Source organism: Bacteroidota bacterium, assembly GCA_020161395.1.
Taxonomy (GTDB): Bacteria; Bacteroidota; Ignavibacteria; order Ignavibacteriales; family Ignavibacteriaceae; genus UTCHB3.
This window is the reverse complement of the sequence record JAIUOE010000005.1, coordinates 336,084-349,857: the sequence shown is the minus strand read 5'-3', so window position 1 is coordinate 349,857 and position 13,774 is coordinate 336,084. Positions and strand designations below refer to the sequence as shown.

Sequence of the window (13,774 nt, the reverse complement as noted above, 5' to 3'; positions counted from 1 at the left end):
AAGAAAAGAGATAACAGAAAAGATGTATAAGCCATATCCTGAGAATTTTAAGTATCCTGAAATAGAGAGTGAAGTTCTTGAATTCTGGAAAGACCGGAAAATATTTGAGAAATCGGTTGAGTCGAGACCTGCGGATAAAAGTTTTACTTTTTATGAAGGTCCCCCGACAGCAAACGGCAAGCCGGGCATTCACCATGTAATGGCGAGAACGCTGAAGGATTTGATCTGTCGCTACAAAACTCTTCAGGGATATCAGGTACACAGGAAAGCCGGCTGGGATACACATGGTTTACCTGTTGAGATTGAAGTTGAGAAACAGCTCGGGATAAAGAGCAAATCGGATATCCCAGCATTCGGCGTTGAAAAATACAATGATGCCTGCCGTCACTCTGTCTTTACTTACAAAGACTTGTGGGAGAAGATGACCGACAGGATGGGCTACTGGATTGACCTGGAGTCGGCTTATGTAACCTGTACAAATGAATACATCGAATCGGTATGGTGGTCGCTCAAAACTCTTTTCGACAAGGGACTTATATTTAAAGATTACAAGATAGTTCCTCAGGACCCAAAAGCAGAGACGGTGCTTTCGAGCCATGAACTTGCACTTGGTTACAGGATGACAAAAGATCCGTCAGTTTATGTCCTTTTTAAAGCGAAGGATCAGGATTTCCATTTTCTCGTATGGACAACAACCCCCTGGACGCTTATTTCGAATGTTGCTCTGGCACTTGGACCCGAAGTGGAGTATGTAAAAGTATTACACAAAGAGAAGAAAATTGTTCTTGCAAAAGAGAGACTTTCGGTTCTCGGTGAAGACTATGAGATTCTTGAAAGCTGCCTTGGCAAGGATCTGGCGGGAACAGATTATGAACAGTTGATGGAATATGTAACCCCTGACAAAAAGGCTTTCTACACCATCAATGCCGGATTTGTAAGTACGGAAGACGGTTCCGGTATTGTACATATCGCACCTGCATTTGGTCAGGATGACTATGAAATTTCAAAAGTTTATGGATTGCCGATGCTGCAACCCGTCACCCGTGGTGGAAGATTCACTGCCGAGGTTACTGACTTTGCAGATCAGTTTGTCAAGGATGCGGACAACGGAATTATACAAAAATTGCGAGCCGAAGGGAAACTCTATAAAAAAGAGACCATCGAGCACTCATATCCATTTAGCTGGCGGTTTGACGATGTCCCCATTATATATTATGCAAGGGAATCGTGGTTCATAAAAACCACTTCAGTTGCTGACCGGATGGTGGAACTGAATAAAACCATCAACTGGGCACCACCCGAGATTGGTTCAGGAAGATTTGGTAACTGGCTCGAGGACAACAAGGACTGGGCTCTCTCGAGAGACAGATACTGGGCGACACCACTTCCGATCTGGGTAACCGATGACGGAAAGGAGATGTTCGCAGTTGGCAGCATCGAAGAACTGAAACAGGGCATTTACGAGCACGACGGAAAACGGACACCCGTTTCAGAATTGGAATCAGTCGATCTTCACAAACCTTTTGTGGACAGAATAATATTTGAAAAGGACGGCAAGGTTTTCAGGAGAACACCCGAGCTGATAGATGTATGGTACGATTCAGGTGCGATGCCATTTGCACAGTATCACTATCCGTTTGAAAACAAGGAGTGGTTCGAGGCAAATTTCCCTGCTGATTTTATTTCCGAGGGTATTGATCAGACGAGAGGCTGGTTCTATACACTTCATGCTATTTCGACGATGCTTTTTGATTCACCTGCATACAAAAACATTCTGGTGAACGATCTGATCCTCGATAAGGAGGGGAAAAAGATGTCGAAGAGCCGCGGCAATTCGGTTGATCCCTTCATGCTGTTTGACAAATATGGTGCTGATGCAACCCGCTGGTATCTCGTGGCAAACAATCCGCCATGGAAACCGACCCTCTTTAATGAAGAAGACCTCGGCGACATTCAACGCAAGTTTTTTGGCACACTTGCCAATACATATTCTTTCTTCTCGCTGTATGCCAATATTGACAAGTTTGTGAATGATCAGCCGCTCGTTGATTACACAAAGAGACCCGAGATCGACAGATGGATAATATCAAAGTTGAACACACTCGTAAAAGAGTATGAAACCTCGATGGATGCCTATGATGTAACCAGAGCTGCAAGGGCTGTGATGAGTTATACAATAGATGAACTTTCTAATTGGTATGTTAGAAGGAGCAGAAGAAGATTCTGGAAATCAGAGCTTACGGAAGCAAAGCTTTCGGCTTATCAGACACTGCACGAGTGCCTAATGACAGTTTCAAAATTGATCGCACCGTTTGCACCTTTTATGGCAGAAGACTTGTATCAGAGACTGACTGCGGCTGAAAGTGGACAACCGGAATCTGTGCATCTTTGCTTCTACCCGCAGGTAACATATATCGATACTGACCTTGAGGCGAAGATGGAAGCCGTTCAGAAAGTGGTTTACATTACCCGTTCCATGAGGGCGAAACACAATCTTAAGGTAAGACAGCCGTTAAAGAAAATAATGGTTGCAGTCTCGGGTGATTTGAAAGAACCATTGGAGACGATGAAAGATGTGGTGCTTGAGGAAGTAAACATCAAAGAACTTGTAATTCTGACCGATGATTCGGGAATTGTGAAAAAAACAGCAAAACCGAACTTCAAAACACTCGGACCCAAGCACGGCAAGGGTGTGCAACCCGTAGCAGCAGCGATAAGAGAATTTGGCAATAAAGAGATTTCCATCCTTTCCAAAGGAGACAATGTGTATATTTCGGTTGCCGGTGGTGAAATTGAAGTGGCACCCTCTGATGTCGAAATTATAAGTACAGAAATTGAAGGCTGGCTCGTGGAATCTGAAGGTTCATTCACCGTTGCTCTTGACACTGAGATAACCAGTGAACTGAAAGAGGAAGGTATCGCAAGAGAGTTTGTGAACCGTGTGCAAAACATGAGAAAAGATGCCGGGTTCGAAGTTACCGATAAAATCAGAATTAATTATTCAGGTGATTTGGAACTAAAGACCGCTGTCGGCAATTTTCAGTCATACATACAGGGTGAAACATTAGCCGAGGAATTGAACACAGGTGAGCTTAACTCAGGTTATAAACAGGAGTGGAAAATCGGCGAGCTTGCCTGTTTAATCGAAATTAACAAATCATAAGGATACGAACAGGAGATTCCAATGGAAGAAACCAAAGTTCCGGGCGGAGAAAACACTTCTCCCAAAAAAACAAGATATACTACAGAAGAGCTGGAAGAATTCCGCGCTGTAATACTTGAAAAAAGAGACGAGATCATCGTTCAGTTACAAAATTTACGCGACAGAATGATGGACCCGACTACAGGAGAGTATATCAACGAGAATTCACCCTACTCTCTCCACATGGCAGAACAGGGAACTGATGCCATGGAGCGTGAAAAAACATTTCTTTACGCGCAGCGCGAAGGAAAATTTCTTGGCTATCTTGATGAAGCACTAAAGAGGATTGATGCAGGCACATACGGATTGTGTGTTGAATGTATTGATGAGCCTCAGAATCTATGCGAGACATGTCCTCTGATTCCAAAGGAGAGACTCCTTGCCGTGCCTCACAGTCAGCATTGTCTCCCGATCAAGATCAAACAAGAAAAGAAGAAGAAACCGTATTAAGAATTTTATCAGCGACAAGTTCGCACGAAAGTTAATCTGTTTTGCATTTATACTCGTTGTAATTGACCAGATAACCAAACTGGCAGTGAAGGGGTTTTCAATACCTTTCCTCGGAATTGAATACGACGGAATGTATCTTGGGCAGACTATGCCCGTGCTCGGGAATTTTTTCCGTTTGACTTTCGTGGAAAACAAAGGGATTGCGTTTGGAATAGAACTTAATCCCATCGTAAAAGTACTTGTTTCGCTTGTTTCATTTTTTGCAGGCGGATTCATCATTTACTACATCGACAAGATCGCCTCAGAGAACAGGGGTGCCGCTGTTGGTCTCGCCCTGATTTTGGGTGGTGCCATCGGAAACATGATCGACAGGGTATTTTATGGAGTGCTTTACGGATATGCTCCGCTTTTCTACGGGCATGTCGTTGACTTCTTCCATGTAGTGTTTGATGTGAAGATTTTCGGCTATTACATTGACAGTTTCCCGATCTTTAATATTGCGGATGTGGCGGTTTCTCTCGGAGTAGCCGTTCTTTTCATTTTTTACGGAAAAGAGCATAAAGAAAAGGCAATTGAATCTGAAGCCGGCGACATTTCCGAAGAGACAGGAAGCACTGCTGAAGAAATGGATGAAAAACCGGCAGCGACCGCCAGACAGATCAGTATTTCAGAAGAACCGGTTGAAGTAAAGGCTGAGAAACCTGCAGATGTCGAAGATAATAACCGAAAAGATCTTTAGATATGATATTCCTGACGGGAAAAAAAAGGAGAGGGTAGATACTTTTCTTGCCAATTCCGTTGAGAATGCAACCCGCACCAGAATCCAAAAACTTATTGAAGCAGGGCTCGTAACCGCAAACGGGAAGATAATAAAGTCAAACTACAAGGTGAATCCGGGGGATGAAATTATTCTTACCCTTCCAATTGCCCCCCGACCCGAAGTTGCTGAACCTGAAGATATCCCGATAAATGTTGTTTTTGAAGACCAGTATCTGCTTATAATAAACAAGCCACCGGGACTTGTTGTTCACCCCTCAATCGGGCATTACACAGGGACTCTTGTAAACGCGCTCCTTTTCCACAATCAGAAACTAAGTGATATTAACGACCCGGCAACAAGACCGGGAATCGTTCACAGAATAGACAAAGACACAAGTGGCCTGCTCCTTATAGCAAAAGATAATATAACCCATCACAGGCTCGCCGCACAGTTTTCCGCTCATACGATAGAAAGAGAATATCAGGCTGTTGCATGGGGCATTTTCAAAGAGAAAAAAGGGGAAGTTCAGTCATATATTGCAAGGAGCAAGAGGGACAGAAAACTTTTTACCATGACTGAGAATGAGGGAAAGTTTGCGCACACTTTTTATGAAGTGATTGAGGAGTATGATTTCGCCACACTTCTAAGTTTGAAATTAAAGACGGGAAGAACCCACCAGATCAGGGTTCATCTGAGCGGGACCGGACATCCGATTTTTGGCGATGACTTTTACGGCGGAAGGGTTATAAGATACGGCGATCAGCTTCCCGGAATAAGGGCGAGGGTCGACAACCTGCTTGAAATGATGCCGAGGCAGGCACTCCACGCTAAAACCCTCGGGTTCATTCATCCGCATACCAAAGAATTTATGCGTTTCGATTCGGAACTGCCGGCTGATATTCAGTTGCTTATCAGACGGCTGAAGGGTGAAGGCAAAATGATGAGAATAGAACACGGATGACACGGATTGTAGGGATCAACACGGATTTTTTTGTTCTCTGAGTTTTCGGTGTGCTCTGTGGTTGATTTTCATCCTTTGCGAATTACCATCTGGTTTAATATCAATTCCTTTTAATTTTGGAAACATGAGATACTGATATGTTAAAAATTTACAACACGCTTACGCGAAAAAAAGAAGAATTTATTCCGTTGAATCCACCAAATGTTACGGTTTATTCCTGCGGACCAACGGTTTATGATTATTTCCATATTGGAAATGCCCGTTCTTTTGTGATGTCTGATATTGTCAGGCGATACCTGATCTATTCAGGGTACAAGGTGAAGTTTGCCATGAACCTGACTGATATTGATGACAAGATCATAAACAAGGCGAATGCTCTCGGAATCGATTCTACCGAAGTGGCGAAAAAGTTTTCGGACGCTTTTTTCGAGGATATCGACAAGCTCGGATTATTGCGTGCGGATGTGAATCCAAGAGCGACGGAACACATTCCTGAAATCATAGCCATGATTGAGGCTTTGATAAAAAACGGAAAAGCTTATGAGGTAAACGGTGATGTTTTCTATGAAATCAGTAAGTTTCCGGGTTATGGAAAACTTTCGGGAAAGAATATAGACGATCTTGAGTCAGGTTCCCGTGTGGAAGTGAACGAGATTAAGAGAAGTCCGCTCGATTTTGCTCTTTGGAAATCGGCGAAACCGGGCGAACCGTCATGGGAAAGTCCATGGGGCAAGGGAAGACCCGGCTGGCACATCGAATGCTCGGCGATGTCATGCAAACATCTCGGTGAAACATTTGATATTCATGCCGGTGGCAGTGATTTGATCTTCCCGCACCATGAAAACGAGATTGCACAAAGTGAAGGTGCCACGGGGAAACAGTTCGCCCGGTTCTGGATGCATTACGGATTCTTGAACATTGACAATGAAAAAATGTCGAAATCACTCGGTAATGTTTTTAATCTGAGAGACATGGTTAAAAAATATAAACCGGAGACACTTCGCTTCTTTTATGCACAGACTCATTATGCCTCGCCACTTAACTTCACCGCCGAGGCTTTGGAAAGTGCAGACAGAGGTCTGGAAAAACTCAACAATCTTTTCGAGAACCTTAAACAGGGACTTGCTTCGGGACCGGCTTCGAGTCCGCTCGAGTACGATTTCAGCAAAAGTTATGAGGCATTTAAAGATGCAATGGATGACGATTTCAACTCGCCCAAGGCAATTGCGGTAGTTTATGATTTTATAAAGGAAGTTAACACCACAATTGCATCCGGACAGGGTTTATCCAGGGAGTTTTATGAGGGAGCCCTTGAATTCCTGAAAAAGACTGCCGAGGGTGTTCTAGGAATTCTTCGCACAGAGAAAGCTGAAACTGCTGACGCAGGTTTGGAACATGAACTGATCGAACTGCTGATCAAACTCCGGATCGAGGCAAAAAAAGAAAAGAATTTTGCTCTTTCAGACAAGATCAGAAATGAACTGAATGCGTTGGGAATAACCCTGCAGGATACCAAAGAGGGTTCCACCTACAAAAAGAACAGATGAAACCGCACGCCGATTTGCTCGAAATTGAGATCGCTGGCAACAAAATCCGTTGTTCTGTAAGAAGGAGTAAAAGGGCGAAGAGCGTAGCCATAAGAATTAATCAGTATGGTCTCTTTGAACTGGTTATTCCCGAGAGGGGTTCATTTGAAGAGGCAAGAAATTTTCTCGAATCAAAGAAGAAATTTCTCGAAAAACACCTCCACCTCCTCATTAAAAAAGAGGAATCACCATACAAACTTTTTGGGGAAGAGATAAGAGTGAGCCATCACTACAATCTTTTCCTCAGGAAGCATGTCGTAAATTTCAATCGCGACACTTCAGAACTCACCATTGAAAGCCCTCAGGGTGCCGGAGAGACCACAGCAGAGCTCTTTAAGGGATTCCTCCAGGGAACAGCCGCCAAATATCTGATACCCCGTACGGAGCATCTTGCAGCGAAACACGGCTTTAAGCCAAATCTTGTCAGAGTAAAAAAGATGCGGGGGAAGTGGGGCTTCTGCACAATGAAAAAGGAAATTTTCCTCTCTCCCATGCTCATGGCTCTGGAACCCGAACTCATCGACTATGTGATCATCCACGAACTCTGCCACCTCAAGGAAATGAACCATTCAGCCAGATTCCACGCTGAACTCAGAAAAATCCTCCCCAACTATCTGGAACTTAGAAAAAGAATACATTCTTTGAAGTTTGATGTTTGAGGTATGAAGTTTGAATTTTTGAAGGCTGAAAAAATAGCCTGTTGGGTTTAACCACAGAAAAGAGGTTTGAGTAAATCTGAAGAGGAGCGACAATCGTCCTCGATTGTCTTACCGCACAATCTCTTGGAATAACGAAATTGACCTTGCTCCCGAGGGGTTATATGAGAAAATATTACGCCGGTCAACCTGATTCTCGAGTTAACTTCAAAAATTTTCTGTCGTTGTCCCATCTGTAAATTTCATCAATTTTCAAATTCATCGTACAGATTCTATACGAAACCATACCCCATCTCCTTTTTACTTTATATTAATCCAGCCCGGTCTGTAACATACAAGCTTGTTAAACAAGCTGCTCCGGCAGGATTTATCAAAAAGATTTTCAACCTCTTAAACCCACACGCAAATAAGAGCTAACATGTAATAATAACATAAAATTAGAGGGATGAAACCTGCCAGAGCAGAGGTATCCGGACTCGCAAAATCCGGCTTAAAAGCAGAGATGATTCAAAAAAAATAAAAAATAATGAAGAAATAATTTGGAAATTACGAGGAAAACCCTTTTATTAGTGGCTCAAATTTTTAGAATTATTTAAGTTCTTTTCATACTGAATGTGCGCAAACGAGGCAACTGCCAAAGAAAAAGCAAAAAAAATAAAAAATATTTGATTTTGCTCTTGCACAGAATTTGAAAAAGTCGTAAGTTTGAAGACTGTTTATTTTTAGTTCTTAAACATATTGAATGACGCTTAACCGGGCGGTACTGACACGAAAAAGTTTTTATTAAAAAAAAGTAAAATTAATTTTTAATTTGCTTGACTTGAATAGGAAGTTTTTCGTAAGTTAGAAGCCCGTTTCTGAAAAATTCAGCAAACGAAAAAATGTTCTTTTACATAATGGATGCATCTGGCGGAAGTCAGATGATAGAATGACAAAAACTGTTATAAAGGCTTACAATCAATTTACAACGGAGAGTTTGATCCTGGCTCAGGACGAACGCTGGCGGCGTGCCTAACACATGCAAGTCAACTTGAAGGAAGGAGCAATCTGACCTGATGGTGGCGCAAGGGTGCGTAACGCGTAAGTAACTTGCCCCAAGGTAAGGAATAACGTCGAGAAATCGGCGCTAATACCTCATAATGCAGCGGATCCGCATGGATATGTTGTTAAAGGTTTACCGCCTTGGGATAGGCTTGCGTCTGATTAGCTAGTTGGTGTGGTAATGGCACACCAAGGCTACGATCAGTAACTGGTCTGAGAGGATGATCAGTCACACTGGAACTGAGACACGGTCCAGACTCCTACGGGAGGCAGCAGTGAGGAATATTGGGCAATGCACGAAAGTGTGACCCAGCAACGCCGCGTGGAGGATGAAGGTATTCTATATCGTAAACTCCTGTGAGAGCAGACGAAAGACAGATTATTAATTTGGATGACTGTATGCTCAGAGGAAGCCCCGGCTAACTACGTGCCAGCAGCCGCGGTAATACGTAGGGGGCAAGCGTTGTCCGGATTCACTGGGTGTAAAGGGCGCGTAGGCGGTATAGCAAGTCAGTGGTGAAATCTTGCAGCTCAACTGCAAAACTGCCATTGATACTGCTGTACTTGAGTGTGGAAGAGAGAGGCGGAATTCCAGGTGTAGTGGTGAAATACGTAGATATCTGGAAGAACACCAATTGCGAAGGCTGCTTCTTGGTCCATAACTGACGCTGAGGCGCGAAAGCGTGGGGAGCAAACAGGATTAGATACCCTGGTAGTCCACGCTGTAAACGATGAGTGCTAGATGCCGGATTTTTTCGGTGTCGCAGCTAACGCATTAAGCACTCCACCTGGGAAGTACGATCGCAAGGTTGAAACTCAAAGGAATTGACGGGGGCCCGCACAAGCAGTGGAGCATGTGGTTTAATTCGATGCAACGCGAAGAACCTTACCTAGGCTTGAAAGGCTTATGACCGGCTGTGAAAGCAGCTTTCCCGCAAGGGCATAAGTACAGGTGCTGCATGGCTGTCGTCAGCTCGTGCCGTGAGGTGTTGGGTTAAGTCCCGCAACGAGCGCAACCCTTACCATTAGTTGCCACCGGAGCAATCCGAGCACTCTAATGGAACTGCCTACGCAAGTAGTGAGGAAGGTGAGGATGACGTCAAGTCCGCATGGCCCTTACGCCTAGGGCTACACACGTGCTACAATGGCCGCCACAACGGGCTGCAAAATCGCAAGATGGAGCCAATCCCTAAAAAGCGGCCTCAGTTCGGATTGGAGTCTGCAACTCGACTCCATGAAGTTGGAATTGCTAGTAATCGCGCATCAGCATGGCGCGGTGAATACGTTCCCGGGCCTTGTACACACCGCCCGTCAAGCCATGGAAGCCGGGGGTACCCAAAGACAGTGACTCAACCGCAAGGAGAGAGCTGTTTAAGGTAAAACTGGTGACTGGGGCTAAGTCGTAACAAGGTAGCCGTACCGGAAGGTGCGGCTGGATCACCTCCTTTCTAAGAGAACAGCGTCGTTTTATCATCCCTTCCCGGATGTATCCATTTTTTTTATGTTCTTTAAATACTGTATGAGTTCAGGACCGCAAGGTCTTTAGATTTGGGCCTGTAGCTCAGATGGTTAGAGCGCACGCCTGATAAGCGTGAGGTCAGTGGTTCAACTCCTCTCAGGCCCACAAATTGGGATGTTCTCTAAAGCTCAAAACCGAAAATCCCTTAATGAATGATTATTAAGGGGCTATAGCTCAATTGGGAGAGCGCCGCCCTTGCAAGGCGGAGGTTAACGGTTCGATCCCGTTTAGCTCCACAAGGTTGTTCTTTGAAATATTGAAAGAGTAAGACTGATTTTTATAAATCAGTTTACTAGGATACAAATATCATGTCCATAGAAATTTAACAATTTCATATAAATGCGAACAAAAGCATAACATTAGAATAAATTTTTTGGTTAAGTTACTAAGGGCACATGGTGGATGCCTTGGCACGAGTAGGCGAAGAAGGACGCGGCTACCTGCGATAAGCTACGGTGAGACGGAAGCAGTCTCCGACCCGTAGATTTCCGAATGGGGCAACCCAAGTGCGGTAATACGCACTTATCTCTACCTGAACACATAGGGTAGTTGAGGCTAACCCGGGGAACTGAAATATCTAAGTACCCGGTGGAAAATAAAACAACAGTGATTTCCTGAGTAGTGACGAGCGGAAGGGAAAGAGTCTAAACCGATCAATCTGTTAATGGTGGCAACCGTAGGATTGACGGGGTTGAGGGATATATTTTGAGTCTGTTGCCATTGACTCGAAGAGTAAAAAATCATAATATTAGTTGAACGGTTTGGGAAGACCGGCCACAGAGAGTGACAGCCTCGTAAGCGAAAATATTATGACTCTTCCAAATATATTCCCAAGTACCACGAAATAAGTGGAAGTTTGTGGGAATCCGGGAGAACCATCTCCTAAGACTAAATACTCACTCGTGACCGATAGTGAACCAGTACCGTGAGGGAAAGGTGAAAAGAACCCTTATTAAGGGAGTGAAATAGTACCTGAAACCATGTGCTTACAAACGGTTGGAGTCCCTTCGGGGATGACAGCGTGCCTTTTGGATAATGAGCCTACGAGTTACTCGTCAGTTGTTGGTTAAGCTCTTCAGGAGTGTAGCCTTAGCGAAAGCAAGTCCTAACCGGGCGATTAAAAAATAACTGGCGGTAGACGCGAAACCGGGTGATCTACCCTTGGTCAGGATGAAGTGAGGGTAAAACCTCATGGAGGTCCGAACTAGTGTGGGTTGAAAACCGCTTGGATGAACTGAGGGTAGGGGTGAAAGGCTAATCAAACTCGGAAATAGCTCGTTTTCCTCGAAATAGCTTTAGGGCTAGCCTCGGACTATAGTATTATGGAGGTAGAGCACTGATTGGGCTAGGGCTGTCACAACGGTACCAAACCCAGACAAACTCCGAATTCCATTAATATGTTCTCCGGGAGTCAGGCTGCGAGGGATAAGCTCCGCGGCCAAGAGGGGAACAACCCAGACCACCAACTAAGGTCCCCAAGTCACAGTTAACAGATAAAGGATGTTGAGTTGCTTAGACAACTAGGATGTTGGCTTAGAAGCAGCCATTCATTTAAAGAGTGCGTAATAGCTCACTAGTCAAGCGACTCGGCGTCGACAATAAACGGGACTTAAACTGTGCACCGAAGTTGTGGAATAGAATTAATTTTTTATTGGTAGAGGAACATTGTAACAGCAGTGAAGGTGTATTGCGAGGTATGCTGGAGCGGTTACAAAAGAAAATGTAGGCATAAGTAACGATAAAACAGATGAGAAATCTGTTCACCGCAAGTCTAAGGTTTCCTGAGCTACGTTAATCGACTCAGGGTTAGTCGGGTCCTAAGCCGAGGCCGAAAGGCGTAGGCGATGGGTAACGGGTTAATATTCCCGTACCGGTTAAAGACCGTTTGACTGTAAGGAGTGACGCAAAAGCGTAAGGTCAGCCATCTGGTGGATCAGATGGTTTAAGGTGGTAGGCTGAGTAGTAGGCAAATCCGCTACTCATTAAGGCCGAGAGCCGAATACGGGAGCATAAGCTCGAAGTGGCCCCAAGCATGTTGCCGAGAAAAACTTCGTACAGGAGGTCTTTGTCCGTCCGTACCGCAAACCGACACAGGTAGACGGGATGAGTATTCTAAGGTGCTCGAGTGAGCCGTAGCTAAGGAACTCGGCAAATTAACCCCGTAACTTCGGGAGAAGGGGTGCCCCTTTTGGTGAATTATTCACTAAGTAAACTAAGGGGGGCCGCAGTGAAATGGCCCAAGCGACTGTTTAACAAAAACACATGACTCTGCGAAGTCAATCAAGACGATGTATAGGGTCTGACACCTGCCCGGTGCCGGAAGGTTAAGAGGAGAGGTCAGCGCAAGCGAAGCTTTGAATCGAAGCCCCGGTAAACGGCGGCCGTAACTATAACGGTCCTAAGGTAGCGAAATTCCTTGTCGGGTAAGTTCCGACCTGCACGAATGGTGTAACGATTTGGGCGCTGTCTCAGCTACGGGCTCGGTGAAATTGTGGTACCGGTGAAGACGCCGGTTACCCGCATATGGACGGAAAGACCCCGTGCACCTTTACTGCACCCTAATATTGGGTTCGGTTAAAGCATGTGTAGGATAGTTGGGAGACTGTGAAGCTGGTACGCTAGTATCGGTGGAGTCAACGGTGAAATACCAACCTTGTTTTAATTGGATTCTAACCTCGATCCGTGAATCCGGGTCAGGGACAGTGTTAGGCGGGTAGTTTGACTGGGGCGGTCGCCTCCTAAAATGTAACGGAGGCTCTCAAAGGTTCCCTCAGCATGGTCGGTAATCATGCGAAGAGCGTAAACGCATAAGGGAGCTTGACTGCGAGACATACAGGTCGAGCAGGTGCGAAAGCAGGAGTTAGTGATCCGACGGCTGCGCGTGGAAGTGCCGTCGCTCAAAGGATAAAAGGTACGCCGGGGATAACAGGCTGATCTTACCCAAGAGTTCATATCGACGGTAAGGTTTGGCACCTCGATGTCGGCTCATCGCATCCTGGGGCTGGAGAAGGTCCCAAGGGTTTGGCTGTTCGCCAATTAAAGCGGTACGTGAGCTGGGTTCAGAACGTCGTGAGACAGTTCGGTCCCTATCCTATGCGGGCGCAGGATATTTGAGAAGGGTCGCTCTTAGTACGAGAGGACCGGAGTGAACGTACCTCCAGTACGCCAATTGTCACGCCAGTGGCATAGTTGGGTAGCTGCGTACGGTCGTGATAAGCGCTGAAAGCATCTAAGCGCGAAACACGCTTCAAGATGAGATATCCCTCCTTATGGACTAAAGGCTCCTCGGAGATTACGAGGTTGATAGGCTGCAGGTGTAAGTGTAGTAATACATTCAGCTGAGCAGTACTAATAAGCCGTGAGACTTGCCATTAATTTTATTTTAATTTTATGTTTTGTGAAATTTGTATCCTCTCTTTCAATTTTATTGAACAACCCCGTTTTTTATTCCGGTGGTTATAGCTGCAAGGAAACACCTCTTCCCATTTCGAACAGAGAAGTTAAGCTTGCATACGCCGATGGTACTACATGCGCAGGTGTGTGGGAGAGTAGGTAGCTGCCGGTTTTATTTTTTAAGCCCCAATTATTTTGGGGCTTTT

Annotated in this window: 6 protein-coding genes, 2 tRNA genes and 3 rRNA genes; all 11 read left to right on the top strand. The window is 45.0% G+C overall.

All coding sequences use genetic code 11. From position 1 onward, the window contains the following. The first annotated feature begins 22 nt into the window (after positions 1 to 22). The 11 genes from ileS (at position 23) to rrf (ending at position 13,740) form a co-directional block, all read left to right on the top strand. On the top strand, positions 23 to 3,163 hold the full coding sequence (gene ileS, locus LCH52_10770; GenBank protein MCA0388961.1) for an isoleucine--tRNA ligase: 3,141 nt from the start codon (positions 23 to 25) through the stop codon (positions 3,161 to 3,163). 21 nt (positions 3,164 to 3,184) lie between these two features. Next, on the top strand, positions 3,185 to 3,652 hold the full coding sequence (locus LCH52_10765; GenBank protein MCA0388960.1) for a hypothetical protein: 468 nt from the start codon (positions 3,185 to 3,187) through the stop codon (positions 3,650 to 3,652). Continuing rightward, positions 3,582 to 4,391 (top strand): signal peptidase II, encoded by an 810-nt coding sequence (locus LCH52_10760; protein MCA0388959.1) that lies wholly within the window; start codon positions 3,582 to 3,584, stop codon positions 4,389 to 4,391. The genes LCH52_10765 and LCH52_10760 overlap by 71 nt, the downstream gene beginning before the upstream one ends. Beyond that, positions 4,360 to 5,373 carry an RluA family pseudouridine synthase gene (locus tag LCH52_10755; protein ID MCA0388958.1) on the top strand — a complete coding sequence of 338 codons (1,014 nt, stop codon included), beginning with the start codon at positions 4,360 to 4,362 and terminating at the stop codon, positions 5,371 to 5,373. Before LCH52_10760 ends, LCH52_10755 begins: the two co-directional genes overlap by 32 nt. A 137-nt stretch (positions 5,374 to 5,510) precedes the next feature. After that, complete coding sequence (gene cysS, locus LCH52_10750) at positions 5,511 to 6,920, top strand: cysteine--tRNA ligase (GenBank protein MCA0388957.1); 1,410 nt, start codon at positions 5,511 to 5,513, stop codon at positions 6,918 to 6,920. Continuing rightward, entirely contained in the window at positions 6,917 to 7,618 is a 702-nt protein-coding gene (locus tag LCH52_10745) for a M48 family metallopeptidase (protein MCA0388956.1), read from the top strand. Before cysS ends, LCH52_10745 begins: the two co-directional genes overlap by 4 nt. 961 nt (positions 7,619 to 8,579) lie before the next feature. Beyond that, positions 8,580 to 10,104: ribosomal RNA gene (locus LCH52_10740) — 16S ribosomal RNA — on the top strand. A 102-nt stretch (positions 10,105 to 10,206) separates the two neighbouring features. Beyond that, positions 10,207 to 10,280: transfer RNA gene (locus tag LCH52_10735), tRNA-Ile, on the top strand. Between the two features lie 58 nt (positions 10,281 to 10,338). Beyond that, positions 10,339 to 10,411, top strand: a tRNA-Ala gene (locus tag LCH52_10730). Between the two features lie 138 nt (positions 10,412 to 10,549). Next, positions 10,550 to 13,548 (top strand): 23S ribosomal RNA (locus LCH52_10725). Between the two features lie 75 nt (positions 13,549 to 13,623). Beyond that, positions 13,624 to 13,740 (top strand): 5S ribosomal RNA (gene rrf, locus LCH52_10720). The 16S, 23S and 5S rRNA genes sit together here with 2 tRNA genes alongside, the layout of an rRNA operon. The last annotated feature ends 34 nt before the right edge of the window (positions 13,741 to 13,774 follow it).

Bases quoted from the DNA above. Each gene is read 5' to 3' on its own strand.
- ileS (MCA0388961.1), top strand. From the start codon at position 23: ATGTATAAGCCATATCCTGAGAATTTTAAGTATCCTGAAATAGAGAGT.
- LCH52_10765 (MCA0388960.1), top strand. From the start codon at position 3,185: ATGGAAGAAACCAAAGTTCCGGGCGGAGAAAACACTTCTCCCAAAAAA.
- LCH52_10755 (MCA0388958.1), top strand. From the start codon at position 4,360: ATGTCGAAGATAATAACCGAAAAGATCTTTAGATATGATATTCCTGAC.
- cysS (MCA0388957.1), top strand. From the start codon at position 5,511: ATGTTAAAAATTTACAACACGCTTACGCGAAAAAAAGAAGAATTTATT.
- LCH52_10745 (MCA0388956.1), top strand. From the start codon at position 6,917: ATGAAACCGCACGCCGATTTGCTCGAAATTGAGATCGCTGGCAACAAA.